This window comes from Arthrobacter sp. P1_C12_2, from assembly GCF_056406415.1.
Window position 1 is genome coordinate 42,247 of sequence record NZ_JBFUAF010000005.1, and the last position, 25,528, is coordinate 67,774.

The 25,528-nt window shown below is 67.1% G+C and carries 27 protein-coding genes and 1 pseudogene; 9 read left to right on the top strand and 19 right to left on the bottom strand.

Annotation, left to right across the window (positions count from 1 at the left end; translation table 11 throughout):
• Positions 1 to 8 precede the first annotated feature (8 nt).
• Positions 9 to 1,679 (bottom strand): amidohydrolase, encoded by a 1,671-nt coding sequence (locus tag AC1DZQ_RS07170; RefSeq protein WP_476962864.1) that lies wholly within the window; start codon positions 1,677 to 1,679, stop codon positions 9 to 11.
• Positions 1,680 to 1,913: 234 nt separating this feature from the next.
• Here AC1DZQ_RS07170 and AC1DZQ_RS07175 point away from each other — a divergent pair, with 234 nt between their 5' ends.
• Both AC1DZQ_RS07175 and AC1DZQ_RS07180 read left to right on the top strand, forming a co-directional pair.
• Positions 1,914 to 2,609 carry a TetR/AcrR family transcriptional regulator gene (locus AC1DZQ_RS07175; protein ID WP_476962865.1) on the top strand — a complete coding sequence of 232 codons (696 nt, stop codon included), beginning with the start codon at positions 1,914 to 1,916 and terminating at the stop codon, positions 2,607 to 2,609.
• A 41-nt stretch (positions 2,610 to 2,650) separates the two neighbouring features.
• Positions 2,651 to 2,881 (top strand): annotated as a pseudogene (locus AC1DZQ_RS07180) (aldehyde dehydrogenase family protein); the annotation flags it as partial.
• Between the two features lie 34 nt (positions 2,882 to 2,915).
• Here the strand turns inward: AC1DZQ_RS07180 and AC1DZQ_RS07185 are convergent.
• Positions 2,916 to 4,463, bottom strand: coding sequence for a PucR family transcriptional regulator (locus AC1DZQ_RS07185; protein ID WP_476962866.1), 1,548 nt, complete (start codon positions 4,461 to 4,463; stop codon positions 2,916 to 2,918).
• Between the two features lie 128 nt (positions 4,464 to 4,591).
• Here AC1DZQ_RS07185 and AC1DZQ_RS07190 point away from each other — a divergent pair, with 128 nt between their 5' ends.
• From AC1DZQ_RS07190 to AC1DZQ_RS07200, 3 genes are all read left to right on the top strand, one after another.
• Positions 4,592 to 5,920: an aminotransferase class III-fold pyridoxal phosphate-dependent enzyme gene (locus AC1DZQ_RS07190; RefSeq protein WP_476962867.1), complete on the top strand. Its 1,329-nt coding sequence runs from the start codon at positions 4,592 to 4,594 to the stop codon at positions 5,918 to 5,920.
• Positions 5,921 to 6,014: 94 nt separating this feature from the next.
• Complete coding sequence (locus tag AC1DZQ_RS07195; RefSeq protein ID WP_476962868.1) at positions 6,015 to 6,485, top strand: hypothetical protein; 471 nt, start codon at positions 6,015 to 6,017, stop codon at positions 6,483 to 6,485.
• A 1-nt stretch (position 6,486) separates the two neighbouring features.
• Entirely contained in the window at positions 6,487 to 7,125 is a 639-nt protein-coding gene (locus AC1DZQ_RS07200; protein ID WP_476962869.1) for an SIMPL domain-containing protein, read from the top strand.
• 57 nt (positions 7,126 to 7,182) lie between these two features.
• Here AC1DZQ_RS07200 and pcp read toward each other — a convergent pair whose 3' ends face one another.
• Positions 7,183 to 7,824: a pyroglutamyl-peptidase I gene (gene pcp, locus AC1DZQ_RS07205; RefSeq protein WP_476962870.1), complete on the bottom strand. Its 642-nt coding sequence runs from the start codon at positions 7,822 to 7,824 to the stop codon at positions 7,183 to 7,185.
• Positions 7,825 to 7,926: 102 nt separating this feature from the next.
• Here pcp and AC1DZQ_RS07210 point away from each other — a divergent pair, with 102 nt between their 5' ends.
• Positions 7,927 to 9,090 carry an Rv2578c family radical SAM protein gene (locus tag AC1DZQ_RS07210; protein ID WP_476962871.1) on the top strand — a complete coding sequence of 388 codons (1,164 nt, stop codon included), beginning with the start codon at positions 7,927 to 7,929 and terminating at the stop codon, positions 9,088 to 9,090.
• Positions 9,091 to 9,118: 28 nt separating this feature from the next.
• Here AC1DZQ_RS07210 and AC1DZQ_RS07215 read toward each other — a convergent pair whose 3' ends face one another.
• The 4 genes from AC1DZQ_RS07215 to AC1DZQ_RS07230 all read right to left on the bottom strand — a co-directional run bounded on the left by AC1DZQ_RS07215 (position 9,119) and on the right by AC1DZQ_RS07230 (position 12,567).
• Positions 9,119 to 10,492: an NAD(P)(+) transhydrogenase (Re/Si-specific) subunit beta gene (locus AC1DZQ_RS07215; protein WP_476962872.1), complete on the bottom strand. Its 1,374-nt coding sequence runs from the start codon at positions 10,490 to 10,492 to the stop codon at positions 9,119 to 9,121.
• Positions 10,489 to 10,872 carry an NAD(P) transhydrogenase subunit alpha part 2 gene (locus tag AC1DZQ_RS07220; RefSeq protein ID WP_476962873.1) on the bottom strand — a complete coding sequence of 128 codons (384 nt, stop codon included), beginning with the start codon at positions 10,870 to 10,872 and terminating at the stop codon, positions 10,489 to 10,491. Before AC1DZQ_RS07220 ends, AC1DZQ_RS07215 begins: the two co-directional genes overlap by 4 nt.
• Positions 10,872 to 12,014: a Re/Si-specific NAD(P)(+) transhydrogenase subunit alpha gene (locus AC1DZQ_RS07225; protein WP_476962874.1), complete on the bottom strand. Its 1,143-nt coding sequence runs from the start codon at positions 12,012 to 12,014 to the stop codon at positions 10,872 to 10,874. Before AC1DZQ_RS07225 ends, AC1DZQ_RS07220 begins: the two co-directional genes overlap by 1 nt.
• Positions 12,015 to 12,102: 88 nt before the next feature.
• Positions 12,103 to 12,567: a (deoxy)nucleoside triphosphate pyrophosphohydrolase gene (locus AC1DZQ_RS07230; protein ID WP_476962875.1), complete on the bottom strand. Its 465-nt coding sequence runs from the start codon at positions 12,565 to 12,567 to the stop codon at positions 12,103 to 12,105.
• Positions 12,568 to 12,806: 239 nt separating this feature from the next.
• On the opposite strand from AC1DZQ_RS07230, the gene AC1DZQ_RS07235 reads away from it, so the two are divergent.
• Positions 12,807 to 14,015 carry an MFS transporter gene (locus tag AC1DZQ_RS07235; RefSeq protein WP_476962876.1) on the top strand — a complete coding sequence of 403 codons (1,209 nt, stop codon included), beginning with the start codon at positions 12,807 to 12,809 and terminating at the stop codon, positions 14,013 to 14,015.
• 142 nt (positions 14,016 to 14,157) lie between these two features.
• Here the strand turns inward: AC1DZQ_RS07235 and AC1DZQ_RS07240 are convergent, their stop codons facing one another.
• A complete protein-coding gene (locus AC1DZQ_RS07240; protein WP_476962877.1) occupies positions 14,158 to 15,078 on the bottom strand; it encodes a cation diffusion facilitator family transporter in 921 nt (306 codons plus the stop codon).
• A 231-nt stretch (positions 15,079 to 15,309) separates the two neighbouring features.
• On the opposite strand from AC1DZQ_RS07240, the gene AC1DZQ_RS07245 reads away from it, so the two are divergent.
• Positions 15,310 to 15,579, top strand: coding sequence for a GlsB/YeaQ/YmgE family stress response membrane protein (locus AC1DZQ_RS07245; protein WP_476963040.1), 270 nt, complete (start codon positions 15,310 to 15,312; stop codon positions 15,577 to 15,579).
• A gap of 146 nt (positions 15,580 to 15,725) precedes the next feature.
• On the opposite strand, the gene AC1DZQ_RS07250 is transcribed toward AC1DZQ_RS07245, so the two are convergent.
• From AC1DZQ_RS07250 to infC, 4 genes are all read right to left on the bottom strand, one after another.
• The gene (locus AC1DZQ_RS07250; RefSeq protein WP_476962878.1) at positions 15,726 to 16,622 is read right to left on the bottom strand and encodes a TrmH family RNA methyltransferase; all 897 of its coding nucleotides are present in this window, start codon (positions 16,620 to 16,622) and stop codon (positions 15,726 to 15,728) included.
• A 65-nt stretch (positions 16,623 to 16,687) separates the two neighbouring features.
• On the bottom strand, positions 16,688 to 17,158 hold the full coding sequence (rplT, locus tag AC1DZQ_RS07255) for a 50S ribosomal protein L20 (RefSeq protein ID WP_018774438.1): 471 nt from the start codon (positions 17,156 to 17,158) through the stop codon (positions 16,688 to 16,690).
• 122 nt (positions 17,159 to 17,280) lie between these two features.
• The gene (gene rpmI, locus AC1DZQ_RS07260; protein WP_009358635.1) at positions 17,281 to 17,475 is read right to left on the bottom strand and encodes a 50S ribosomal protein L35; all 195 of its coding nucleotides are present in this window, start codon (positions 17,473 to 17,475) and stop codon (positions 17,281 to 17,283) included.
• Between the two features lie 115 nt (positions 17,476 to 17,590).
• Positions 17,591 to 18,769, bottom strand: coding sequence for a translation initiation factor IF-3 (infC, locus tag AC1DZQ_RS07265; protein ID WP_476962879.1), 1,179 nt, complete (start codon positions 18,767 to 18,769; stop codon positions 17,591 to 17,593).
• Positions 18,770 to 19,128: 359 nt separating this feature from the next.
• Here infC and AC1DZQ_RS07270 point away from each other — a divergent pair, with 359 nt between their 5' ends.
• Complete coding sequence (locus AC1DZQ_RS07270) at positions 19,129 to 19,515, top strand: DUF1844 domain-containing protein (RefSeq protein ID WP_120953982.1); 387 nt, start codon at positions 19,129 to 19,131, stop codon at positions 19,513 to 19,515.
• A 112-nt stretch (positions 19,516 to 19,627) separates the two neighbouring features.
• Here AC1DZQ_RS07270 and AC1DZQ_RS07275 read toward each other — a convergent pair whose 3' ends face one another.
• The 7 genes from AC1DZQ_RS07275 to AC1DZQ_RS07305 all read right to left on the bottom strand — a co-directional run bounded on the left by AC1DZQ_RS07275 (position 19,628) and on the right by AC1DZQ_RS07305 (position 25,472).
• The gene (locus tag AC1DZQ_RS07275) at positions 19,628 to 20,941 is read right to left on the bottom strand and encodes an MFS transporter (protein ID WP_476962880.1); all 1,314 of its coding nucleotides are present in this window, start codon (positions 20,939 to 20,941) and stop codon (positions 19,628 to 19,630) included.
• Positions 20,942 to 21,001: 60 nt separating this feature from the next.
• A complete protein-coding gene (locus tag AC1DZQ_RS07280) occupies positions 21,002 to 21,949 on the bottom strand; it encodes an SseB family protein (RefSeq protein ID WP_476962881.1) in 948 nt (315 codons plus the stop codon).
• A gap of 12 nt (positions 21,950 to 21,961) precedes the next feature.
• Positions 21,962 to 22,708, bottom strand: a complete 747-nt coding sequence (priA, locus tag AC1DZQ_RS07285; RefSeq protein WP_476962882.1) for a bifunctional 1-(5-phosphoribosyl)-5-((5-phosphoribosylamino)methylideneamino)imidazole-4-carboxamide isomerase/phosphoribosylanthranilate isomerase PriA — start codon at positions 22,706 to 22,708, stop codon at positions 21,962 to 21,964.
• A 42-nt stretch (positions 22,709 to 22,750) separates the two neighbouring features.
• Positions 22,751 to 22,909, bottom strand: a complete 159-nt coding sequence (locus tag AC1DZQ_RS07290; RefSeq protein ID WP_476962883.1) for a hypothetical protein — start codon at positions 22,907 to 22,909, stop codon at positions 22,751 to 22,753.
• A complete protein-coding gene (gene hisH / locus AC1DZQ_RS07295; protein ID WP_476962884.1) occupies positions 22,910 to 23,659 on the bottom strand; it encodes an imidazole glycerol phosphate synthase subunit HisH in 750 nt (249 codons plus the stop codon).
• On the bottom strand, positions 23,656 to 24,282 hold the full coding sequence (gene hisB / locus AC1DZQ_RS07300; RefSeq protein WP_476962885.1) for an imidazoleglycerol-phosphate dehydratase HisB: 627 nt from the start codon (positions 24,280 to 24,282) through the stop codon (positions 23,656 to 23,658). The genes hisH and hisB overlap by 4 nt, the downstream gene beginning before the upstream one ends.
• A gap of 71 nt (positions 24,283 to 24,353) precedes the next feature.
• Positions 24,354 to 25,472: a histidinol-phosphate transaminase gene (locus tag AC1DZQ_RS07305; protein ID WP_476962886.1), complete on the bottom strand. Its 1,119-nt coding sequence runs from the start codon at positions 25,470 to 25,472 to the stop codon at positions 24,354 to 24,356.
• Positions 25,473 to 25,528 lie beyond the last annotated feature (56 nt).

The window sequence follows — 25,528 nt, forward strand, 5'->3', positions numbered from 1 at the left end:
CTCCAGTGCTATCGAGTGGTGTTGCTGGCGGCCGCGTAGACCTGTTCGCCGCGCACCCAGGTCGAGGTGACGGCGGTCGTGTGGAGATCCTGCGGGGCCAGCTCGAAGGGGTTCGGCCGGAGCACTGCGAGGTCGGCGAGGTAGCCGGGCGCGATCATGCCCGTGTCGTGGTCCCGGTGGTTCACGTAGGCACTGCCGGCCGTGTACGCGGTCAGCGCTGTGGCAAGGTCGAGCCGTTGGCTGGGGTCGCCGAGGGGGCCTGAGGGAGAGTGCGGTGCCACCCGATTGACCGCGACGTGGATCGCCTCGATGGGGTTCGCGCTCGATACCGGCCAGTCGCTGCCGGCGGCCAGGCGCGCCCCGCTGGCGAGGAGTTCGCCGAAGGGATAGTGGCGCGATTCGGCGTCGGCTGGCAGGAAGGGCAGGGTGAGCTCGTCCAGCTGAGTTTCGTGGCAGGCCCACAGGGCCTGCATGTTGACGACGACGTCGAGTTCGGCGAACCGCGGGGCATCCGCCTCGCTGACTACCTGCAGGTGCGCGAGGTGGTGCCGGTTGCCGCTGGGGCCGTTGACCCGGCGGGCGGCCTCGACTGCGTCCAGGGCCTCGCGGACGGCACGGTCGCCGAGCGCATGGAAATGCACCTGGAAACCGGCCGCGTCGAGTGCCGTCACGTACTCCTTGAGCCGCTCCGGGTCGATGAAGGAGAGCCCGGCGTTGTCCGTGCAGTGGCCGTGGTTGTCCAGGTATGGGGTCGTCATGGCGGCCGTGAAGTTCTCCGCCACCCCGTCCACCATGATCTTGACAGTCCCGGCCGAAAACGCGTCGCCCGGAAGTCGCGCGACGTCGGCCCGGCGTTCGGTCAGGCGGGGCATCTGCTCAAGGCCGGAATCGCGCTCCCACCACTGGGCTCCACGGACGTGAGCGCGCAGCGTCTTCTCGGAGACGGCCGCGCTGTAAGTCTCGAGCGTGTCGGATGCGCCGAACAGGGCGCCGACGGCGGCGTCCTGCCAGCCAGTGATCCCGAATCCGAACAGCTCCTCCTGGGCGCGGAGCAGCCCGGCGTAGACGAGATCGGGATGCGCGGCGGGCCGCACATGGTCGAACAGGTTGATCGCGCCTTCGTGAACTGTACCTGCCGGGCTGCCATCGGCCTCGCGCTCAATACGGCCGTCTGCCGGGTCCGCGGTCCCCGCGTGGATGCCGGCGAGTTCGAAAGCCCGAGTGTTGGCCCACGCGCCGTGATGGTCGCGGTTGAAGAGCAGCACAGGGCGGTCCGGCACGAGCCGATCGAGCGCCTGCCGGGTCGGCGTGCCGCCCGGAAAATGGTCCATCGACCAGCCCCCGCCGAGAATCCACTCCGCCCCCGGGTATTTTGCAGCGTACGCGGCGATCGCTGCAAGCGCGTCGGCCGCGCTCCCCGCATCGCTGAGATTGCACTGCAGAAGCTCCATTCCGGCGGAGGCCGGGTGAACGTGCGCATCTTGGAAACCCGGAATCAGGAGGGCGCCGTCCAGGTCGACGACCTGGGTCTGCTCCGTGGCCGCCGCGAGAATCTCGACGTCAGGCCCGATCGCCTTGATACGGCCGCCGGATACCGCGACTCCCAGCCGCTCCGGCGTGTTCGATGCGGCGGTGAAGATCCATCCGCCCGTGAAGATCAAGTCTGTCTCTGTCGCCAAGTGAGCCTCCTGGGTTGCGGTGCGTCGTTTTGCACCTCTGGTCGATCCTCAGTGACATTAGTCACGAATCAGCAACCGTGTCAACGGTGTTGACTACAAAGTTGACTTCGTCGTGGTCGGCACCATACTGGTAGCAGGGGGACGGTGAATTCGCGTTTCCCGGCGCGGAGAAACATCCGCCGCCAGTGATTGTGATGTACTGCTGTCAGCCGACAGCAAGAAGGAGTGGGTCAAGTGGCGAATCCTCTCGCTGAGCGGCGCGCGACGGCGCGGGCAAAGCCGCGGCTCGACGCCGAGACGATCATTGCCGCCGGGCTGCAGATCGCGGCGAGGCCGGGCGCGACGGCTGTCACGGTGCGGGAACTGGGTGCGCTGCTCGGCGCCGACCCGACGGCGATCTACCGGCATTTCCGCAGCAAGGAGAACCTCATGGGGGCGCTCCTGGACCGGCTGTTCGCGATGAGTCTTGAGCGCGTGACGGCCCCGCGCGAGCAGTGGCGCACGCGCCTGACGCAGCTGGCTACGGCCACGATCGACCTGTTCACCGAATATCCGGCGATCGGGGCCGAGGCGATCGTGCTGAGCACGGGGGGTCCCGCGGAGCTGGAAATCGTCGAACTCATCCTCGATGAGCTCAGCGTCGCCGGACTTGAGGGTGAGGACATCGTGCGGCATTACGCGGCCCAGTCGACCTACGTCCTCTCCTATGCGGCCGGCATCGCACGCGGGCTGAGCATCCGTGAGGGCGTGGCGACCGAGGAGCACCGATCATGGATGGGTCGCTCCCTGGCGGTGACGTCGGCAACGCATCCGCAGATCAATGCGCTCCGGGAGCAGCTGCTCGCGCTGCGTGACCGCGAGGTCTTCTTTCTGGGCGTTGACGCCCTGTTCGACGCGGTTGACGCCACCGTCGAGCGCCGCAAACGGTAGCTTGCACGCCAAGGCCCCATCTCGCAATAGCGCCGCTGCCGGCCATTTCCCGCTTCCAGAATGAGGTACAGGTCGGCATGGTTGGAATCAACGCGCCCACCCCGGCGCCCGTGGCCTACTACTCCTTCGGAGGGTTCAAGGCCTCCATCTTTGGAAGTGCCAAGGCCCACGGCGTCCAGGGCTTCCAGTTCTTCACCCAGGAAAAGGCCATCACGTCCCGCTGGCTGGATCCCAGCCACAGCGGAACCAACCTGGGATTCCCCCAGAACTGATCAACCACCACGCCTTCCGGGGCGTCCGGCGCGCTCAGCCCGCCGGGCGCCCCTCAGTCATCTCCAGATACTCAAAGGCCGCGAACAGTTCAAGCCGATCCCGCAGGCCGTCAAGGTTAAGTCCCAAGATGCCGCCGGCAGCGTCAATCCTGTTCCGTAACGTATGCCGGTGAACGCCCAGCTGCCGGGCCGTGAGGTCCCACACGCAGTTGTTGGCCAGCCACGCCGTGACTGTGGGCAGCAGCTGTGACTGTTCGTCGTCGTCGTACCTTGCCAGCGGCTCTATCAACCGCCGGGCCACCGACTCCGCGTCCTGCCGGTGGAGCAGGCCAAGCATGCCGCCCACGGCAACTTCCGAAAAGTCCACCAGCTGCCGGGATAGTTCTCCAGCCCTCCGCAGAGACTGCTCGCCCTCTTTCAGCGCGTGAGCCAGGCCCGGGAACTCTGTCTGTGCGGACGTCCCGGCCCTGGCGCCGTGCCTTCCCAAAACCGCCTCCACCTTCTGCTGGTACACCGGATTGGCAAGCACGACGACCTTTTCACCCCGCTGTGCGTAGAAGACCGCGCCGCGGTGGTCATCGGAAAGCAGTTCGAGGGCCTCAAGCAGGTTCTGTCCCTGCCACGGCGGCTGGGCCACCGTCACGATCACCGGTTCGCTGGGTAGCTTTCCCCATACCTGCCGTGCCGTCCGCGCGGCCACGTCGGTGTTTCCGGAGAGCATCTGCTCAAATACACCCGACCGCAAGTGCCTACGCGCCGTGTCCAGTGTCCGGGCCTGCTCCAACGCGAGGCTGGCCAAGGCGATCACACTATTGATGATGTCTGTCCGGGCCGGATCCAGCGGCTCGATGGCACCCAGAGCCAGGACCCCCCTGAGGCTGTGCCGCCGGCCCAAGGTCTGCAAAGTTATCTGCTTACCCTCTACTGCCAGCTGCGCGACGGACCGGGAGCCTTGGTCCAACGCACGCCGGACCGCCCCTTCCACGGCCGGAAACAAGTCAGAGGGCACCGGCCTGTTGTTGGGCATCAGGATGTAATTTCCAGCGGCATCAAAGAGAGCAACCCAGCAATGAAGCTGACGCTCCAGTTCGGCAAGAATCGAACGGAGGCCATCCGGCCGGAGGGCTGCCCGGGCGATTGACCTCTGAGCCTGCAGCGACCACTCGGATCTCGCATTCCGTTCCTTGGCGAGCCAGTCCGCAATAAACCTGATGACGGCAATGAACGGAGTGCGGTCTGGTACTTCCAGGAGCGGCAGGCCCTGTTCCTTGCAAGCCGCCTTGAGCCCCTCCGGCAGCACGCCGTGGATGACCTGTGTGGCGAAGCCGAGGCCGCAGATCCCATGGTCAGCCAGGCGGCGCACGTAAGGACCATATATGTCAGCTCCCGCATCGATCACCGGGAACTGTGTCCCGTCGGTCAGCAGCAACTGCCCGGGATCGAGGAACGGCGTCGGATCTTCCAGATCCGAACTGTGCACCCAGGACACCGGAGCGTCGAGCGTATCGCTGTCCGGCTCGGGGACGACAAGCCGAAGGTTGAGCACCCTGTTGTGAAGCAACGTGTTGATGGTAGGCGGCACTTAAAAATCCTCTGACAAAATGTCGATTCTCACACGCCTGAGTATACAAATGTCCAAGGACCGGCGGAGGCGTCCGGACCCATCATGAAGAGGAACCCAGGCAATCGCCCCCTCGAGAGGAACTCCTCATGGCCCACAGCCGGACCGCTCCAGCCACACCTGTCACAAACTCGGACGTGATCGCCCTGGACCGGGCGAACGTTTTCCACTCGTGGTCGGCGCAAAAGGCCCTGAATCCCATGGTCATTGCCGGCGGTTCGGGGAGCACCGTCTGGGACCATGACGGCCGGACCTACTTGGATTTCTCCAGCCAGCTGGTCAACACGAACATCGGCCACCAGCACCCGCGCGTGATCGAGGCGATCAAACAGCAGGCCGACGCCCTGGTCACCGTCGCCCCGGCGCACGCCAACCACACCCGCGGGCTGGCTGCTGAGCGGATCCTGGCCCACGCACCGGCAGGCATGGACAAGATATTCTTCACCAACGGCGGCGCCGACGCCAACGAGAACGCTATTCGGATGGCGCGGCTGCACACCGGGCGGGACAAGATCATTTCCCGGTATCGCTCGTACCACGGCAACACCGGCGCCGCGATCGTCGCCACCGGCGATTGGCGCCGGATCCCCAACGAGTACTCCCGCGGCCACGTCCACGTTTTCGGCCCCTACCTGTACCGCTCGGAGTTCTGGGCCGTGACACCTGAGCAGGAGTCCGAGCGTGCCCTGCAGCACCTGCGGCGCACGATTGAAGCCGAGGGGCCCCAATCCGTGGCGGCAGTGCTTTTGGAAACCGTTCCCGGCACCGCTGGCGTCCTGCTCCCGCCGCCGGGCTACCTGGAAGGCGTGCGCGCATTGTGCGACGACCACGGTATCGTACTGATCCTGGACGAAGTCATGGCCGGATTCGGCCGCACCGGCGACTGGTTCGCACTCGACGCCTACAACGTCGAGCCCGATCTGATCACCTTCGCCAAAGGGGTAAATTCAGGGTACGTCCCGGTTGGCGGTGTCATCATTTCCGGGCAGATCTCCGCGACGTTCGATGAAAGGGTCTTCCCCGGCGGGCTCACCTACTCCGGGCACCCCCTGGCGGCGGCCTCAATCGTCGCCTCCATCGAGGCCTTCGAAGAGGACAACATCGTGGAAAACGCTGCGCACATCGGCCGCGACCACCTCGCACCCGGCCTGGCCGCCCTCGCAGCCCGGCACCCGATCATCGGGGAGGTCCGGGGACGCGGCGTCTTCTGGGCGCTGGAATTCGTACAGGACCGCCAGACCCGGCAGCCGGTGTCCGCGGCGTTCATGGGCCAGCTAAAGATGGAGCTTCTGAACCGCGGGCTGCTGCCGTTCCTTGCCGACAACCGGATACACGTCGTCCCCCCGGCAGTCGTCACACCCGATGAGGTCCGCCGGGCGCTGGAGATTTACGACGAGGCACTCTCTGCAGTGAACTGACGGGAACGCCATAGCGGAGTCTCCCGGGAATCCTGTCCTCCCCCGTGTACGGCGGCCCCTGACCGCCGGGCACACCCCCGGCTACCATGGCCTCATGACGCCCGGACAGCGGCTACGCCAGGTCGCCAACCTGCTCAACGGGTCCACCCTCCTGGGCCTGCTGCTGGCAGCCTGCGCGCGGACACCCGTCAGCTCCGGTCCGCGCGGATTGCTGATCGCGAGCCGCTACCGCTGGCGGCTTCCGTTTGCCGCGGCCTTCACGGTGGGCAACGTGATCCTGTTCCGCGCCGGCCCTGATGCCGCCGGCTCCAATCCGGCACTGCTGGGACACGAGGAGCGCCACAGCACCCAATATGCCTGGTGCCTCGGGCTGCCCTTCCTTCCGCTGTACTTCATAGCCGCGGGCTGGTCCCTCTGGCGGACGGGAAACCCGGGCAGCGCCAACGTCTTCGAGCGTCACGCCGGCCTGGAAGCAGGCGGCTACCCCCTGCCCGGCATGCCCAGGACCAGCCCGCGCACGCACCGAAGAATGGGCGCGACCGCCCCCAACCGTTACGAGGCCTGACATGACAGACAGCCCCAGAAGCATCTCCGTTACAGGAACCGGCAGCGCCGAGGCGGTGCCGGATGTGCTGACCGTGTCGATCGGAGTTGAATGCCGCCGCGAGACCGTGGCCGAAGCCTACGGCGAGGCAGGAACACGATCGGCGGCCATCACGGCGGAGCTCCGGCAACACGGTGTGGACAGCGCTGACATGTCCACCTCCGGGCTGAACGTCCGGGCCGAGCTGAACTGGCAAGATGGCCGGGGCCAGACCGTGACCGGCTACCTGGCCTCCAGCACGCTCACCGTCAGGGTCCGCGGGTTGTCCGCGTCCTCGCAGATCCTTGCCGCGGCGGTTGCTGCCGGCGGCGATGCCGTCCGGCTGAACGGGCTGACCCTTGGCTTCAACGACTCCGCCGCCGTCGAGGCCAGGGCCCGGGAGGCCGCCTGGCAGGACGCCCGCACCACAGCAGAGCACTATGCCGCCCTCGCGGGAGCCGGCCTGGGCAGGGTCCTGTCCCTCACCCAGCACACCGGTTTCCAGGCGCCGATCCCGGTGGCGAAGATGCAGCGGCAGGTGGCGGCGGACTCGCTCACCGTCGAGGCCGGCGAGTCGGGCGTCACCGCCACGGTCGGCGTCGTCTGGGAACTGCTCAACTAGTTGCCCAAGGCGCCGGCGGCCTCTCCCGGCCCGGGCCGCCGGATGGCCGGCCGGGCGCTAGTGGGTTGCGCCGGCAGGGAGCTTGAGATCCGCCGTCGTCGCCAGCGCAGTGCGGACGACGACGGCGAGCGCCGCCGCCATCTGGTGCGCCGGCAGCGACGGGGTACTACTCCCTGCCGGAAGCTGGCCGTCCTCGAAGGGGACGTGGACAAACCCTCCCCGGGTGCCGGGACGGAGCCGCAGGGCGTGCATGAGCGCGTAGAAGACATGGTTGCAGACAAAGGTCCCGGCACTCTGGGACACTTCGGCCGGGATCTGCTCTGCGGTTAGCGCCGCGAGCGCCGCTTTGATGGGCAGCGAGGTGAAATAGGCCGCCGGTCCGCCCTGGACCACGGGTTCGTCCACGGGCCGGCTGCCGGCATTGTCCGGGATCCGGGCGTCATCGCAATTGATGGCCACCCGCTCCAGGGAGATGCGCGCCCTCCCGCCGGCCTGGCCGGCGCACAGCACGAGCTCCGGCCGGAAGCGCTCGATGGCCTCCTCCAACACCCGGGCCGATTCCCCAAAGACGCACGGCAATTCCACCGCCTGGACATCCAGCCCTTCGGATTGGAGCAGCCGTGCCGCCGAACGGGCCGCGGCCCACGACGGATTGGCGGTATCGCCGCCGAACGGCTCGAACCCGGTCAGGAGAATCATCGCCCCAGCCTAGCAATGCGCCCACACGCTGCGGCTGGGCGACTCGACAAGTTACCCGGCCGCCTCCTTGACATTTAGTCGAACATATATTCGAATGTAGGCATGAGATGGGACGCACAAGCACTTGAGCGCGGCGATTCCCCGGCCGCCCTTTCCGCCGATTCGCCAGCCGCACCAGCCCTGCTGCCGCTGGCCGGGCTGGTGCGGTCCGTGTCCACCCCGGAGTTTGCCGGGATCACCTTCCATGAGGTCACCGCCAAATCGGTGCTCAACAAGGTGGTCGCCGGTTCGCGGATGCCGTTCGACTGGACCATCAACCCCTACCGCGGCTGCAGCCATGCCTGCGTCTACTGCTTTGCACGCAAGAGCCACACCTATCTGGACTTCGACGCCGGCCTGGACTTTGACAGCCAGGTGGTGGTCAAGATCAACGCCGCCGAGATCCTGCGCAAGGAACTGGCCAAGCCCTCCTGGCAGCACGAGCACGTGGCCCTCGGCACCAACACAGACCCGTACCAGCGCGCCGAGGGCCGCTATCAGCTCATGCCGGGCATCATCGGTGCCCTCGCCGATTCCGGCACTCCCCTGTCAATCCTCACCAAGGGCACGCTCCTGGCCCGGGACATTCCGCTGCTGAAACATGCCGCGGCCCAGGTGCCGGTGGGGGTGGGCATTTCACTGGCCATGACCGACGAGCACCTCTCCGAAGCCGTGGAACCGGGCACACCGGGGCCGCGGGCACGGCTGAAGCTCATCTCCCGGCTGCGGGAGGCTGGCCTGCCCTGCGGGGTCATGGCCATGCCCATCCTGCCGTGGCTCTCGGACAGCGACGACGCCCTCGATTCCCTCTTCGGCGCCCTGGCGGCGGCCGGCGCCACAGGGGTCACGGCCGGTGCCCTGTACCTGAAGCCGGGCACCCGTGAATGGTTCATGCAGTGGATCGCCCGCGAACATCCGCAGCTCGCCGGCAAGTACCGTCGGCTGTACGGCAGCGGGTCCTATGCGTCCAAGGAATACCGGGCGTGGCTGGCCGGTCGCATCCGCTATTTCAAGGGCCTCCACGGCTTCTCCGGCTCGCAGGGGTTCAGCCACCGGGACCTTGACGGCGGCACCGATCACGACGATGCCCGCGAGGAAGAGGCCCAGTACCCGGCCGGAAGCATCCCGGACACCGCCGGGCACGCAAGCACCCGGCACGCCGGCCACTCGGGCACAGCCCACTCCGACGCAGCCCACGCCAACACAGCGCAGCCCACACTGTTTTGACGGCCGCTCCACCTGGAGCGCAGAGTGCCTAGAGCGCCTTGACCGCTCCGAGCACCCTGGCCAGCGAATCCTTGGCATCCCCGAACAGGAGCGTGGTTTTGGGATCGTGCAGGAGTTCGTTCTCGATGCCGGCAAAACCCGGGCGCATCGACCGCTTCAGGAACACGACCTGCTGGGCCTGCACCACGTCCAGGATCGGCATCCCGTAAATAGGCGAACCCGGCGACGACTTGGCCGCCGGGTTGACGACGTCATTGGCGCCGACCACCAGCGCAATGTCCGTGGTCGCGAACTCGGGATTGACTTCCGCCAGCTCCCGCAATGATTCGTACGGCACGTTGGCCTCGGCCAGGAGCACATTCATGTGGCCCGGCATGCGCCCCGCCACGGGGTGGATCGCGAAGACCACCTCCACGCCGCGGGCGGTCAGGGCCGTGGCAAGCTCGGCCACGGTGTGCTGGCCCTGCGCCACGGCGAGCCCGTAGCCGGGAACGATCACCACCCGCTGGGCGTAACCAAGCTGGACGGCAACGTCCTCCGGCGACGAGGAACGCACTGGCCGGTCGCTCAGTGCGGTGGAACCCGCCGTCGAGCCGCCCTTGAACGCCCCGAACATGATTCCGCCGACTCCGCGTCCCATGGCCGAGGCCATGACCTTGGTCAGGATGGTGCCGCTCGCACCCACCAGCGTCCCGGCGACCAGCAGCAGGACATTGCCCAGGACCACGCCGGACGCTGCCACCGCAAGCCCCGTGAACGCATTCAGCAGGGAGATCACGATCGGCACGTCAGCCCCGCCGACGGGCAACACCAGGAGCAGCCCGGCAGCGAGCCCCAGTCCCAGCAGCGCGAGCGACCAGCCGAGCGACCCGGTCAGGACCACCAGCGCTCCCGAGACGACCGCCCCCAGCAGGACGGCCCCCATCACCCAGGGCATCCCGGGAAACAGCAGCGGACGGGTGCTGATGAGCTCCTGCAGCTTGCCCACAGTCACCGCCGAGCCGGCGAAGGACACCGCGCCCACCAACATGGTGAAGACCACGGCCAGGCGGACCCAGGGATCGTCCTGGTGGCCAAGTTCCAGTACGGCGACGAGCGCCGCGGCCCCGCCCCCGACGCCGTTGAAGAGCGCCACCAGTTGGGGCATCTGGGTCATCTGCACCCGCCGGGCCACGGGGACGGCAATCGCGGAGCCCACGGCGATGGCGCTAAGGATGAGCGAAATATTTTCCAGCCGCGCTGAGAAGAACACTGTGACGACGGCGAGGAGCGCCCCGGCCGCACCGATGGCGTTGCCGCGGCGGGCCGTCCGTGGCGAGCTGAGACCCTTGAGCGCCAGGATGAAGCAGACGGCAGCCGCAAGGTAGAGCAGGGCTGTCCATTCGGGGCTCAGGAGGCTCATCTGGCCTCCCCCGCCGCGCCGGCGGAGCTCCCCTCACCGGGCAGCCCTGCTCCCGCGGTTCCGCCGGCTTTGGCGGCGCCGGTTGAGGCGGGTATGCGTGCCCGTTTGTGGGCGCTAAACATCTCCAGCATCCGGTCCGTGACCACAAAGCCGCCCACCAGGTTGACGGTCGCCAGGACGACGGCCAGGAGCGCGATGCCGAGCACCCACGGATCACTGGCCTGTCCGGCCACGATGATGGCGCCGACCAGGATGATGCCGTGGATGGCATTGGCGCCGGACATCAGGGGTGTGTGCAGCTTGCTGGTGACCTTGGAGACGACTTCGAAGCCAACGAACACCGCGAGCACCACCACTGTCAGCAACGCGATCGGGCCCATCACGCCTCCTTTTCCAAAGCTTCCGCGGTGGGGGCGTGCCTTACCGTGCCGCCGTGGGTCAGGCACGTTCCGGCGACCACGTCGTCGTCGAAGTCCGGGGCCACCGAGCCGCAATCGGTCACGAGGGCGAGGAAGTTGCTGACGTTCCGGGCGAAAAGCCGGGACGCATCCGAGGGCATGGCGGATGCCGCGTCCTGCAGGCCCACGAGCGTGACCGATCCGCCGTCGACCGGCACCTGCACGTCCTGGCCGGCGATCACGCCTTCGACGTTGCCTCCGGACTCCGCGGCGAGGTCGACGACGACGGATCCGGCCCGCATGCTGGCCAGCATGGCGGTGGTCACCAGCAAGGGAGCCGTCCGGCCGGGGATGGCCGCCGTCGTGATCAGGACGTCCGCGGCCGCGACGTGCGGGGCCAGGAGGCTGCGCTGGCGTTGCGCCCGGTCCTCGCCGAGGGCACGGGCGTAGCCTCCGGTTCCATCGGCGGCCGCATCGATGTCCAGGTTGATGAAAGTGCCACCCATCGAGGCGACTTCCTCGGCGGAGGCGGCCCGGATGTCGTTAGCCGACACCCGGGCACCGAGCCGCTTCGCCGTGCCGATCGCCTGCAGCCCGGCAACACCGGCCCCGAGGATCAGCACCCTCGCCGGAGGGATGGTGCCCGCGGCGGTCATGTAGAGCGGGAAGAACCGCGGGTAGCGGACGGCGGCTTCCAGCACGGCGCGGTAGCCGGTGACCAGGGCCTGCGAACTGAGCGCATCCATGGACTGTGCCCGGGAGATCCGCGGAAGAAGTTCCAGGGCGAACGAGGTGATCCCGGCGGCGGCCAGTGCCCGGACGGTCGGCAGTTCAGTGGACGGCGACGCCAGACCAATGGTGACCGTGCCGGGCCGAAGCCGGGCCGCGGCCTCCGGGGTGAGCGGGCGGACATGCAGCAGGACGTCCAGGGCCTCGAACGGGAGCTCGGAGATCACCGTCGCGCCGGCCTCCTTGAAGGCCGCATCGGCGAAGCCTGCTTCGGTTCCGGCGCCGCTCTCCACCAGGAGATGGAGCCCGAGGGCCGTCAGCTGCTGGACCGTCTCCGGTGTGGCCGCGACGCGGCGTTCTCCGGCTCGCTGCTCTCGTCCGACACCGACCTGCACGGGCCACTCCTCTCGATTGGGTTCAGAGTAGGCACATGCCTGACGGTTTGGCGAGAGGCGGGCTTCCGAAGCCCGGCGGCGCGTCGGGTCAGCGGCCCAGCCCGGCTCCCACTCCGCGCGGCCCGGTGGCCTGCACTGCCGCCAGGAGGGCCTCGACGATGGGGAAGTCCGCCGGGATCCACGCCAGGCCCAGGACTTCGGCCGGATTGCGGAGGTCGAGCCAGCGCAGTTCGTCGTGGTCCTCCAGCGGCCGGGGCTCCCCCTGCGCGAGCTCTGCAAACCAGACCCTCATCGCCGCCTTCTCGTTGAGCGGCCAGCCGGTGGCGGTCTCCGCGGGCAGCTCTGCCCCGAGCCGCACCAGCACACCCAGTTCTTCCCGGAGCTCTCGGTGCAAGGCGTCTTCGGCTGCCTCGCCTGGCTCCACCTTTCCGCCCGGGAACTCCCACATTCCGGCAAACTGCGGCGGCGCCGTCCGCCGCGCCACAAGGAGCATGCCCGGTTCGGCCAGGGAGTCCACTACTGCGCCGCCAACGACGCCAATGAGTCCAGTCACGCCCTCAAGTCTAGGCGGGCGCCGGGTCCGGCGTCGGGTCCCGGGACCGGGTGCCGGGTCCGGGGACCGGGTGCCGGGTCCGGGCGCCGGGAGCCGGGTCCGGCCCGGGTAGGGGACAATGGTGGAGGCGGCCGCCCGGACACGTTGCGGAATATTCGGCGCCCCCTCCCAGTTCTTAAAAGCATATTTATCTGTCCAATCCCTCCGGCTTCTCCCGGAAAATCTCCCCGAAAAGACGAATGACAACCACCACACTCGCCCCGGCGCCGTCCAAGACCGGCACCCGTCACGTTGCCCTGGCCATCATTGCCCTGGCGATGGGCGGCTTTGGCATCGGCACCACAGAATTCACCATGATGGGCCTGCTCAAGGAGGTCGAACAGGGCCTGGACATCAGCACGCCGGAGGCCGGTCACCTTATTTCGGCCTACGCTCTAGGCGTCGTGATCGGCGCACCGGTGCTGGCGGCCGTCGGAGCCAAACTCCCGCGGAAGTATCTGGCCCTGGGACTCATGCTCTTTTTCAGCATCGCCAACCTCAGTTCCTTCCTCGCCCCGGACTATGGCTCCATGCTGGTTTCCCGGTTCGCCGCGGGACTGCCCCACGGCGCCTTCTTCGGGGTGGCGGCCGTGATTGCCGCCTCCCTGGTGGCGCCGACCAAGCGGGGCTGGGCCATTTCAATGGTCATGGCCGGGCTGACGGTGTCCAACGTCATCGGTGTCCCCTTCGCTACCTGGCTGGGCCAGAGCTACGGGTGGCGGCTCCTGTTCCTGCTGGTCGGCCTGATCGGCATTATTACGCTCGCCATGCTGTGGAAGTTCGTCCCGTTCCAGAAGCCGCATGCAGATGCCAGCTTCCGCCGCGAACTCGGCGCGCTCAAGCGGCTCCAGGTGTGGCTTGCCATTCTGGTCGGCATCGTCGGCTTCGGCGGTTTCTTCGCGACCTACACCTACATTGCGCACACCATGACGTCCGTGGCCGGCGTCCCGGCGCCCTGGCTGCCGCTGGTCGTGGCACTGTACGGAGTGGGCATGGTGGTGGGCAACATCGTGGGCGGCCGGATCGCCGATAAATCCGTCATGGACACGATTTACTGGGTGCTGCCGGGCACGGCGGTGGCGCTCGTGGTCTATGCCGTTGGCGTCCATTGGGCCTGGTCCGCGCTGGTCATGGTGTTCGTGGTGGGCGCCGCCGGGTCAATGCTGGTTCCTGCCCTGCAGACCAGGCTGCTGGATGCGTCTCCCGACGCACCGTCGCTGGCCTCCTCGCTCAACCATGCGGCACTCAACGTCGCCAATGCCTTGGGCGCGTTCCTGGGCGGCCTCGTCATCGCCTGGGGCTGGGGTTACGTCGCGCCCGCGCTCGTCGGCGCGGTCCTTGCCGTGCTGGGGCTCGGGGTCGCTGCCATCAGCGGCGTCGTGGAACGCAGGCGGCCGCTGGCCTCCTAGCCGCCCCTTAGCCGCCGCACAACATCAGAGCCGACGGCGCGAAGATGCTCCAAAAGAACAGCAGTCCTGTCCGGTTATACACCGGGCAGGACTGCTGTTTTTGTTGAGGGGCGGCCGCTCGCTATTGCGACTGCCGGGCGGTTCAGGGGGCGCTGACGCGCTGCACGTCCGGTTCCAGGTAGATGACCCGGGCAATCGGGACGGCTTCGCGGACCCGGGCCTCCGCGTCATCAATCGCCTTCGCAATGTCCTGGCCCGAGTCCGAGCGGCCGATGCTGATCTTGGCCGCCACCAGCAGCTCCTCAGGGCCAAGGTGCATGGTCTTGAGGTGAATGATGCTGGTGCCGCCGGCCTCGATCGCGGTGCGGATCCTGGCGACGTCCTCGCGGGTGGCCGATTCGCCCAGCAGCAGGGACTTGGTTTCCATGGCCAGCACCACCGCGATCGCCACGAGCAGCAGACCGATCATTGCGGTACCGAGGGCGTCCCAGATGCCGTTCCCGGTCAGGAGCGTCAGGCCCACACCGAAGAGTGCGAACACCAGGCCCACTAGGGCGCCAAAATCCTCGAGTAGGATCACCGGGAGTTCCGGCTGCTTGGCGTTGCGTATGAACTTGATCCAGCTTTGCTTTCCCCGGAGGGGATTGGATTCGATGATCGCTGTCCGGAACGAGAAGGACTCGGCAATGATCGCGCCTATCAGGACGGCCAGCGGCACCCACCAGAAGTCCCCTTCGATGGCGTGCGGGTGCTGGATTTTTCCCCAGGCCTCATACAGTGCGAACAGGCCGCCGACGCTGAAAAGCACGATAGAGACGATGAAGGCGTAGATGTATCGCTCGCGGCCGTAGCCGAAGGGGTGCTCGGGGCTGGCTTCCCGCTGCGCGCGCTTGCCGCCGACCAGGAGCAGCAGCTGGTTGCCGGAATCTGCGAGCGAGTGAATCGCCTCGGCCAGCATGGACGAGGACAGTGTCAGAAAGTAGGCGACGAACTTCAAAACGGCGATGGTCAGGTTTGCGGCCAGTGCCGCGAGAATCGCCTTGGTACCGCCATTTGCAGCCACGTGAGCTTCTCCTTGTGGAATTCTTCCGGGGGTGTACGCGAACACCGGAAGAACCCAGCGCCCACAGGGAATACGCTACCCGTTTCCGGGCCGCCACCGAACCGCGGCAAGGACCAACGCGGCCACGTAACGATTGGGTAGTCCCCTGCTGACAAGCAATCCGCCCTATGTTAGCTTGAAGCCATGTTCGGGATTCACAATTTGGATGCCGACGAATATGTAGGAGGAGACATGGGCTTTCTTGGCTGGATCATTCTCGGACTCATAGTAGGTGCAATCGTCAAGGCACTCTTGCCAGGCAGGGTCGGCGGCGGCTGGGTTACCAGCCTCGCGCTCGGCGTCGTCGGCGCAATTGTCGGCGGCTGGATCGGGGACTTGCTATTCGGCGGCGGCAAGATGGAATTCTGGAATCTCGGTTCCTGGCTCTTGGCCATTGTCGGCGGCTTGGCAGCCGCCTTCATCTACGGCGCCATCACAGGCCGGAATAAGACCACCACATAAGTTTCCACAGCACTGACCGCGCACTTCGCGTGAAGCGGCAGTCAAAGTACGACGGCGGGGCCCACTATTAGGTGGGCCCCGCCGTCGTTTGGCCTGCTTTCCGACAGGAATTCCGGCTGGACGCGCCAGTTTCCTGGTGAGAGCCTCTAGTGGGCCTGCTGCGAGCGGGCGCTGGCGTAGAGGCAGACGGTGGCTGCGGTGCCGAGGTTCAGGCTTTCCGCTCCCCCATAGACCGGGACGGCCACCCGGTGGTCGGCCAACGCGATCTCGTCCTCGGACAGGCCCTGGGCCTCGTTGCCGAAGAGCCAGGCGGTGGGCTGTTCCAGCGCGTAGACCGATTCGGCGGCGGAGGTCCCCAGTCGGCGGGCCGCGTTCTCGTCCTGGAGACGGTCCAGGTCCAGCTGTCCCTTGCCGTCCGCGGCCAGGACGCCGACGCCACGTTCCCGGCAGCGGGCCACGACCTCCTCGACCTCCGCACCGAGGACAACGGGCAGATGGAACAGGGAACCTGCCGTCGAACGCACGGCCTTGGGATTGTAGATGTCTACGCTCGAGCCGGTCAGGATGACGGCGTCGGCGCCGGCGGCGTCGGCGGCGCGCAGCACGGTGCCGGCGTTGCCGGGGTCACGGACCTGGCATAGGACGGCAATCAGGCGCGGGCCGGCGTCGAGCACCTGCTCAAGGCTGACGTCCAGGAAACCGCAGACGGCGACGATGCCCTGCGGGGTGACGGTGTCCGCCATCGCTGCGATCACTTCGTCGGTGGCAAGGTGCGCCTGGGTTCCCTCGGCCAGCTTCTCCAGCTCCGGGTGGCGGTCCAGGCAGGCCTCGGTGGCGTACACCTCATAGACGATGCCGGGCTCCCCCGCGGCAATCCTTTTCTGATGCAGCGTCAGGGCCTCGCGCACGGCCTGGGGGCCCTCCGCCAGGAACTCGCTGCGCTTTAAACGCGCCGGGCGCCCGGCAAGCTGTGCCACCTTCCTCATCCGATCAGCTCGGGGGTTGGAAAGTGGAAAATCTTGCGGGCGCCCGGTTTCGTTCATATAAGAACCTTAGTTGCTTTCGCAGCCGGTTCTGGAACGAAGCAGTCTTTCGACTACGGCAGGAACTACTTTGCAGCCTCGGCGTCAGCCTTCTTGGCAGCAGGCTTCTTCGCGGGAGCCTTCTTGGCAGCCTTGGGAGCCGGAGCGGCCTCAGCCTGGACGGCCGGAGCGGACGTGTCGGCAGGCAGTGAGTCCTTGGCGACCTTGACCAGCGCGGCGAAGGCGTTGGCGTCGGAAACGGCAAGCTCGGCCAGCATGCGGCGGTCAACCTCAACCTCAGCGGCCTTCAGGCCCTGGATCAGTCGGTTGTAGGTCAGTCCGTTGGCGCGGGATGCAGCGTTGATGCGCTGGATCCAAAGACGGCGGAAGTCGCCCTTCTTCTTCTTGCGGTCACCGTAGCTGTACACAAACGAGTGCAGCAGCTGCTCTTTTGCCTTGCGGTACAGGCGTGAACGCTGTCCGCGGTAACCCTTTGCGCGTTCGAGGATAACCCGGCGCTTCTTGTGGGCGTTAACCGCCCTCTTCACACGTGCCACGTGCGTACTCCTTAGAAAATTTCTGATCCCAAGCGTCTACTGCCGGAACGGTCCGGCTGGCCTGAGAAGCCTTTTTGGTAGTTGACTGCTGCCTGGTGGCGAACAGTCAGAGAACTTGGAACTTAGATGCCGAGCATCTTCCGGATGACCTTGGCGTCGCCCTTGAAGACGATCTTGTCGCCGGCAAGGCGACGGGTCAGCCGGGAGGACTTGTGCTCCAGGTAGTGGCGGCGGTTGGCCTGCTGGCGGCGCAGCTTGCCGCTACCGGTCAGCTTGAAGCGCTTCTTAGCACCGCTGTGGGTCTTCATCTTCGGCATGGGAACCGATCTCCTTACGTATCCGCAGAAAAGTCTGCAGCTCTTTCGTGCAGCCACCCCTGCGGGCGGCGTGCTGGTTGCCTGCTGCCGGACATTGCTGTCCGGCAGCCGTGAACTAGTTGGTCTTCTTGGTGCCAGGCTTGGCGGCAGCCCGGGGGGCGGCCGGCCGTGCGGCGGGCTTCGGCGCTGCAGGCCTCGGCACCGGCTTCGGAGCAGCAACCGGCTTCGGTGCTACTGCCGGAGCGGCTGCCTTTTCCTCGGGAGCCTTCGCTGCTGCCGGGGCCGGAGCGGCCTTCGGAGCCACGGGAGCCTTCGCTGCCGCAGGCTTCTCGGCCGCCTTCGGAGCCGCGGGAGCCTTCACTGCTGCAGGCTTCTCGGCCGCCTTCGGAGCCGCGGGAGCCTTCACTGCTGCAGGCTTCTCGGCCGCCTTGGGAGCAGCCTCCTTCGGTGCTTCCTGAGCGGGCGTCTCGTCGGCCTTGGTCTCTTCAACCTTGGCTTCTTCGACCGGGGCCTCTTCGACCTTGGTCTCTTCAACCTTGGTCTCTTCAACCGGGGCCTCTTCGACCTTGGCTTCCTCGACGGGGGCCTCCGGCGATACGACGTAGCCTTCCGGCAAGAGGTCTGCCAGCGTCTGGGTCAGCGGGGCGTTGTTGTCACCGGAGACATCGACGCGTCCCGAAGCCTTGGCTTCGTTCTCAGCCTTGGCTTCTGCGCGCTGCGTTGCGCGGCGGGCCTCTGCCTTGGCTTCAGCCTTGTTCTTCAGCGGGCCAACCACCATGACCATGTTGCGGCCATCGATGCGCGGGCTGGACTCCACCACACCGACTTCGGCGACGTCGTCGGCGAAGCGCTGGAGCAGGCGGATGCCCATCTCGGGGCGCTGCTGCTCACGGCCGCGGAACTGGATCATGGCCTTGACCTTGTCGCCAGCACCGAGGAAGCGGAGCGCGTGGCCGCGCTTCGTCTCGTAGTCGTGAGTGTCGATCTTCAGGCGGAAGCGGATTTCCTTCAGGACCGTGTTGGTCTGGTTCTTCCGGGCCTCGCGTGCCTTGACGGCGGCTTCGTACTTGTACTTGCCGAAGTCCATCAGCTTGCACACCGGAGGCTTCGCCTGCGGTGCAACTTCAACGAGATCAAGATCGGACTCGGCAGCCAAACGCAGGGCATCCTCAATACGGACAATTCCTACTTGTTCGCCTGCAGGGCCGACCAGCCGCACCTCGGGGACGCGGATACGCTCATTGATTCTTGGCTCGCTAATGTTAAAGCTCCTGTGTTCGTGAGGGTCTTTCACCGGCAAAAAGAGAAGGCCCCCAATTGCCGGAGCAATCGAAGGCCTCGAGATCGGAGCTGCCGCCCTCAACGGGGCGACATGCACTTCCTGCGGACCGGAGTCCGAGGTGGTGCCCGACCAGGTACCCGGCAACCTTGACTCCTGCGAGGGAGGGGCTTCCCGAAGGAAGTTTCGCGGCTGACGCGGGTGGGAGAGAACTCCGCTTGCAAACTAAAGTCAACTCTACAGAAAGATACCCGTTCGACGCACATGTGCGTCGCCGGGTGACAACTTCGGGCTCCAACTTCAGCCAGAAGCACTGCATTCTATAAAACCTTGAGAATAACGACATTTAGTCGGTCTATGACAAGCTTACCAGCATGAGCACTTCAGACAGTAATTCCCACGTCTTCGAGCCCGCAGCCGCCCAGGCCGACGTCTCGCAACAGATCCGCGACATCTCGGAAGTCCCCGCGATAGAGGTCATCACTACGGCCGCCGTGCACCTGATGAGCGCGGCCGCGGTAAAGCTCGGCCTCGCCGCCGAGGAAAATGCCCAGGAACTCAAGGACCTGGACGAGGCCCGCAAACTGATCACCGCCCTTGCCGGCCTGGTGACCGCGGCGGCGCCGGAAATCGGCTCACAGCACGCGGGTCCGTTGCGCGATGGACTCCGTTCGCTCCAGTTGGCCTTCCGCGAGGAATCGATCATCCCGGATGCTCCGGGCAAGGGCCCGGGCGAGAAGTACACCGGCCCCGTCAACTAAGCACTTTCGTCAGCTACAAAAAACGGCGGCGGGCGGACCACTGAGGTCCGCACGCCGCCGTCGTCGTTAACGCCCTTGCTTGGCGGGTGCCGCAGGCGGCGTCAGCGGAGGGTCAGACGCGGGCCAGGCGGCTGCGCCGGACCTGTTGCAGGACCAGTCCCACCAGGCAGAGGGCCACGCCCGCCAGCCCCACTGAGACGAAGCCGGCCGACGGACCGATGAGGTCGATGGACAGCCCGGCAATCGGCGCACCCAGGGCCACTCCGCAGGTGACCGAGGACCCGTACCAGCCCATCGCCTCGCCGCGCCGGCTTTCGTCAACCAGTTCGGCCACCTTTTCCGAGGCCGCGGACAACACCGGTGCGCACAGCAGACCCGGGAGCAACGCGAGCAGGCTGAGCGTCCAGACGTCGGTGGCGAAGGCCATCGGGACCGTCAGCGCTGACATGCCCAGCAGCAGGAGGATCGGTGAGATGGGACGGTGCATGGCGCCGTAGAGGATGCCGCCCACCACCGAGGCCGCGCACCAGAAGAGGAACACGAGGCCGATTTCGGCCTCGTGGCCGCCGGTCTGGAGGGCCGCGACGATGCCGACGTCGGTGCCGCTGAGGACCATGCCGGTACCGGCCGCGACAGCAAACACGGCGGCTACGGCGGCGGTGAACCAGCTGAAGTTGTGGATGACTCTGTGGCGCAAGCCGGAGCTTCGCCGGCGCCGTTCCTCGGCGGCGGCTGCCAAGGGTGCCAGTTCGGCTGCGGCCTCCTGGATGTGCGCCGGCGCGGCGGCGACCACGGCGGCTTCCGCGCATTCGAGCTCCTGCGCCTCGAGCCCGGCGTTCAGGGAAGCACTCCGGGTGGGCGGGTTGAACCACATGAGGAAGAGCCCAGAGACGGAGGTGGCCACTCCGACGATTGTCAGGCCGAGGACGGAGTGGCCGCTGGTGGCGACGACGGCTCCTACAGCCGGGCCGATCATGAAGACCAGCTCGGTGGCGATGGCGTCGAGGGCAAAGGCCGTGCGGAGCTGTTCCGCGGGGGCCAGCACGCCCAGTGACTGCCGTACCACGCTGAAGATAGGCAGGGTCAGCAGGCCTCCGATGAACACCAGGGGCAGCAGGGCCTCGTAGGAGACGTGCGGCACGATCGACCAGATCACAGCCTCGGAGACCACGGACGGAATGAGTGCCTTACGCAGCCCCACGGTGTCGACCCGGCGCCCGCGCCAGGGCGCGCCGACGGCGATTCCGATCGTCATCACGGCGGCGGCCGCTCCGGCGGCGGCGTAGCCCTGGCCGAGGGTCAGGACGATGTGCAGGGTCAGCAGGACTCCGGCCGCCGAGTGCGGTATGCGGGCGATCATGCCGACCAACAGAAGCCGCCTGATGGGCCGGACGGCCAGCAGCTGACGGTAAAGCGCGAAGTTCACGGACTACATCCTTCTGGTACTGCCCACGGCAGCACCGGGAGTCCCCCGTTGGGCCGTCAGCTATGGAGCTGCGCGCTGCAGCTTGACCTCGATCGAATCAACCCGCTCGGCAAAGATTTCATTCCGGGCCCAGGCATTATTGAGGCCGGCGACGATGGACTGCACGCCGGCGGCGTCGAGACCGTCTTCAAGGTAGAGGACCACACGGAGTTCCGGGCCGGCTCCCCCACCGGGGAGCCGCCTGCCATCGGCCGTGGCCGAGGCAACTCCACCCCCCGGATGAATTTCTACACGGCGGACCGCCGGAAAGCTAACCGCGTCCTCCCCGAGTGCCCCCGCGAGATCGGGATCGGCGTACGACGGCGTCCAGGGCTTCTGCTGGGCGAGGGCCCAGACTGCCGGCCGGCGCACCACGAACGTCACTTCCGAGCCGGGATCCAGCACGAGCAGCTCGGCGCCCTCCGCGACCGCTGACAAGGCGGCCCGGGGCGCGTACACGGCGACCGGCCTGGCCTCCGGGTGCCACGCCTTCAGTGCCGCCGCCGAGGTGAACACCGGCATGGCCGTCCGCCCGTCCGGCGCCTTGAGCGTCACCAGGGCCATGTCGGCCTGTTTGTCCGAGTGCAGCTGGTCCCCGTCAAGTGTGTTGCCTGGCGGGCGCGTGACGGCTTCGCCCTCTTCGGCGAGCTGGGCGAGGATTGGCACGAACACCCTGGCGGTGGCCAGCGCCGCCACCACGGCCGCCTCGTCGCCAGTGCCCGCCGCGAGGTCGGACAAAGCCGCCAGATAGCCGGTGTCGGCCGTGCCGTCGTCGTCGTCGAAATTGTGGATCTTTGCGTCATCGCCGGACAGGCTGCGCCCGGCCCAGGGTTGGCCGGCGGAGTCGGTGGCCCCGCCGGCGCCGGCAAGGGCGGCCGCGATGTGTCCGGGCAGGTGCCGGACGGGACCTGCCCCGGCGCCTGCCTGCACAGCGTCATCGGAGTCGTGGGGGTCGTGCGTGTGCGTCATGGGCACTTCCGCCTAGCGGCGACCGGAGACGTCGAGGGCCTCGGGCAGTGTGAAGTTGCCGTTGTAGAGGGCCTTGCCGATGATGGCGCCTTCGACGCCGAGCGGCACCAGAGAACGCAGGACCTTGAGATCTTCGAGGCTGGAAATGCCGCCGGAGGCGATCACCGGTTTGCCCGTCTTCTCGACCATCTGGCGCAGGAGTTCGACGTTGGGTCCCTGGAGCGTGCCGTCCTTGGTCACATCGGTGACGACGTACCGGGCGCAGCCGGCGTCCTCGAGGCGGCCGAGCACGTCCCAGAGGTCCCCGCCGTCCTTGGTCCAGCCCCGGCCGGCGAGTGTGGTGCCGCGGACATCCAGGCCGACGGCGATCTTGTCGCCGAAGCGCTCGATCACCCGGGCCGTCCACTCCGGGTTCTCCAGTGCGGCCGTGCCCAGGTTCACCCGGGCGACGCCGAGGTCGAGGGCTTTCTCGAGGGACTCGTCGTCGCGCAGGCCGCCGGAGAGCTCCACGTTGATATCAAGGCGCCCGACGACCTCGCGCAGGAGCTCGGCGTTGGAGCCGCGCCCGAACGCGGCGTCCAAGTCAACCAGGTGCACCCACTCAGCCCCCTGCTGCTGCCAGTTGAGGGCGGCCTCCAGCGGGGTGCCGTAGCTCGTCTCGCTGCCGGCTTCGCCCTGTACGAGCCGGACGGCCTGTCCGTTGACGACGTCGACGGCGGGCAGGAGCTCAAGTACGGGCAGCGGGGTTTCGGTGGTCATCGTGGAGTCCTCAGCTTGGGGATGGTGGTGGGAGCGGGCCCGTCAGGACGCCGGCAGGGTCAGGAGGTAGGCGGCCAGCAGCGACATGCCGGCGAGGATGTAGAAAACGATCTGCACCCAGCGCGGACTTTTCTGCTGCCGGAAGGAGATCGCGCCGCCAACCAGCAGGCCGGCGGCGCCCATGAGCACCAGGGACCACATCTAGGCGGTCCGTTCCGGGGATGCGGTTGGTTCCGTGGATGCGGGGCGCAGGCCCTGGACCCAGTTGCGCAGCAGCCGGGCGCCGGCGTCACCAGACTTCTCCGGGTGGAACTGGGTGGCGCACAGCGGGCCGTTTTCCACGGCCGCGATGAACGGGGCACCGTGGTCGGACCAGGTCACCAGCGGGGCCGCCATCCGCGGCTGGATGACGTCGAAGTCCCAGTGCTGGACACCGTAGGAGTGCACAAAGTAGAAGCGTTCGCCCTCAACCCCGGCGAAAAGCTTGGACCCTTCGGGGACGGCGACCGTGTTCCAGCCCATGTGGGGCACGACGTCGGCAGGCAGCAGCTCCACCTTGCCAGGCCACTCCCCCATGCCTTCGGCCTCAGTGCCGTGCTCGACGCCGGCCTCGAACAGCACCTGGAGCCCGACGCAGATGGCCAGCACGGGGCGGCCTCCGGCGACACGGCGGCCGATCATGCGGATGGCGTCAACGGCTTTGAGTTCGCGCATGACGGTTTCGAAGGCGCCGACACCGGGGACGACGAGGCCGTCTGCGTTGAGGACATCTTCAGGCTTGGCGCTGAGGATAACCTCGGCGCCGGCCCGCTCCAGCGCGCGGACGGCGGAGCGGACATTCCCGGAGCCGTAGTCCAGCACCGTAACGGTGGGTTTTCCCTCCGGGGAGATCGGCTTGGCCGTGGCGGCGGGATCGATGATGGCCCCGTCGCGGAGCAGCGGGCCGGTCACAAAGCACCCTTTGTGGACGGGATGCCCTCAACCCGGGGATCCGGTTCGATGGCTGCGCGCAGGGCCCGGGCAAAGGCCTTGAACTGGGCCTCGACGATGTGGTGCGGGTCGCGCCCCGCCGTGACGTTCATGTGCAGGCAAATCCCGGCGTGCAGCGTGATCGCCTCGAAGACGTGGCGGGTCAGGGAGCCCGTAAAGTGGCCGCCGATCAGGTGGTATTCCTGGCCTGCCGGCTCACCGGCGTGTACCAGGTAGGGACGGCCGGAGACGTCCACGACGGCCTGCGCGAGGGCCTCATCCAGGGGCACGGTCGCCTCGCCAAAACGGCGGATTCCGGCCTTGTTGCCCAGGGCGGTCCGCAGAACCTCGCCAAACGTGATGGCCACGTCCTCGACCGTGTGGTGGACATCAATGTGGGTGTCACCGGTGGCTTTGACGGTCATGTCAATCAACGAGTGCTTGCTGAGGGCCGTCAACATGTGGTCGTAGAACGGGACCGACGTGCTGATGTCTGAAACGCCGGTGCCGTCCAGGTTGATCTCGACCAGGACCGAGGACTCGCTGGTGGTCCGTTCCATGCGTGCGGTCCGGCCCTCGGCGGCGGTGGATCCGGTGTTGCTCATGTAGATGTGTCCTTTGGAAGAAGGCAGGGTGTTGGGCAGTCTGGCGGGGACGATCGGGCTCCCCACCAAGTCTAGGCCTGCGGCTTTGCGGAGCCGGTCAGGATGAGTTCAAGGGCCTCCAGGAAGGCTGTGGTTTCTGTCTCAGTGCCGGCGGTCACGCGAAGGTGCCCCGGAATGCCGACGTCGCGGATGAGGACGCCAGCGTCCAGCAAGCCCTGCCAGACTTCATGGGGGTTCTCCAGGCCGCCGAAGAACACGTAGTTGGAATCGGACGCGGCTGGCCTCAGGCCCAGCCGCGTCAGTTCCGACACGATCCGGTCGCGTTGGCGCTTGATGTCCTCGACATCTGCCATGAGCGCCTCCCGGTGACTCAGGGCAGCGAGGGCCGCGGCCTGGGTAATGGCGGAGAGGTGGTACGGGAGACGGACCAGGCGCAGGGCGTCCGCGACCTCCGGGGCCGCGGCCATGTAGCCGAGGCGCGCGCCGGCGAGGGCGAAGGCCTTGCTCATGGTGCGCGAGACGATGAGCCGCTCCCGGCCAGGCAGCAGCGTGAGCGCACTGGGCGTGCCGTCGTGGGCGAACTCGTGGTAGGCCTCGTCGACGATCACGATTGTTTGGCTGGCCTCGCCGGCGTCATAGACGGCCTCGACGACATCAAGGCCCAGTCCCGTACCGGTCGGGTTGTTCGGGGAGCACAGGAAGACGATGTTGGGCTGAAGCTCGCGGACCTGCCGGGCCGCCGATTCCGCGCTGAGCCCATAGTCTGCCGCGCGGGCGCCGGCGATGTATTCCGTGTCCGTGCCAGAGGCCAGCAGCGGGTACATCGAATACGTGGGAGGGAACCCGAGTGCCGTCCGGCCGGGGCCGCCGAAGGCCTGGAGGATTTGCTGAAGGACCTCGTTGGAACCGTTCGCGGCCCAGATATTCTCCGCGTCCAGGCCATGGCCAAGGTATTCGGCGAGGGCCTCGCGCAGTTCGGTGAACTCGCGGTCCGGATAGCGGTTCAGCCCGGCAGCGGCGGCGCTAACGGCCTCGGTGATCGCCGCGCGGACATCGGCCGGGACCCCATGGGTGTTCTCGTTGACGTTGAGCAGGATGGGGACGTCCAGCTGCGGCGCGCCATACGGACGCAGGCCACGCAGATTCGTTCGGAGGGGCAGTCGGTTGAGGCGCTCAAGCTGGTCAGTCACGTGACCAGTTTAAGTGGTAGCGGGACGGGCGCTGAAACTGTGACGCCCGCGACGGC

Bases quoted from the DNA above. Each gene is read 5' to 3' on its own strand.
- AC1DZQ_RS07190 (WP_476962867.1), top strand. From the start codon at position 4,592: ATGGCCCACAGCCGGACCGCTCCAGCCACACCTGTCACAAACTCGGAC.
- AC1DZQ_RS07195 (WP_476962868.1), top strand. From the start codon at position 6,015: ATGACGCCCGGACAGCGGCTACGCCAGGTCGCCAACCTGCTCAACGGG.
- AC1DZQ_RS07200 (WP_476962869.1), top strand. From the start codon at position 6,487: ATGACAGACAGCCCCAGAAGCATCTCCGTTACAGGAACCGGCAGCGCC.
- pcp (WP_476962870.1), bottom strand. From the start codon at position 7,824: ATGATTCTCCTGACCGGGTTCGAGCCGTTCGGCGGCGATACCGCCAAT.
- AC1DZQ_RS07210 (WP_476962871.1), top strand. From the start codon at position 7,927: ATGAGATGGGACGCACAAGCACTTGAGCGCGGCGATTCCCCGGCCGCC.
- AC1DZQ_RS07215 (WP_476962872.1), bottom strand. From the start codon at position 10,492: ATGAGCCTCCTGAGCCCCGAATGGACAGCCCTGCTCTACCTTGCGGCT.
- AC1DZQ_RS07220 (WP_476962873.1), bottom strand. From the start codon at position 10,872: ATGGGCCCGATCGCGTTGCTGACAGTGGTGGTGCTCGCGGTGTTCGTT.
- AC1DZQ_RS07235 (WP_476962876.1), top strand. From the start codon at position 12,807: ATGACAACCACCACACTCGCCCCGGCGCCGTCCAAGACCGGCACCCGT.
- AC1DZQ_RS07245 (WP_476963040.1), top strand. From the start codon at position 15,310: ATGGGCTTTCTTGGCTGGATCATTCTCGGACTCATAGTAGGTGCAATC.
- AC1DZQ_RS07250 (WP_476962878.1), bottom strand. From the start codon at position 16,622: ATGAACGAAACCGGGCGCCCGCAAGATTTTCCACTTTCCAACCCCCGA.
- rpmI (WP_009358635.1), bottom strand. From the start codon at position 17,475: ATGCCGAAGATGAAGACCCACAGCGGTGCTAAGAAGCGCTTCAAGCTG.
- AC1DZQ_RS07270 (WP_120953982.1), top strand. From the start codon at position 19,129: ATGAGCACTTCAGACAGTAATTCCCACGTCTTCGAGCCCGCAGCCGCC.
- AC1DZQ_RS07280 (WP_476962881.1), bottom strand. From the start codon at position 21,949: ATGACGCACACGCACGACCCCCACGACTCCGATGACGCTGTGCAGGCA.
- priA (WP_476962882.1), bottom strand. From the start codon at position 22,708: ATGACCACCGAAACCCCGCTGCCCGTACTTGAGCTCCTGCCCGCCGTC.
- AC1DZQ_RS07290 (WP_476962883.1), bottom strand. From the start codon at position 22,909: ATGTGGTCCCTGGTGCTCATGGGCGCCGCCGGCCTGCTGGTTGGCGGC.
- hisB (WP_476962885.1), bottom strand. From the start codon at position 24,282: ATGAGCAACACCGGATCCACCGCCGCCGAGGGCCGGACCGCACGCATG.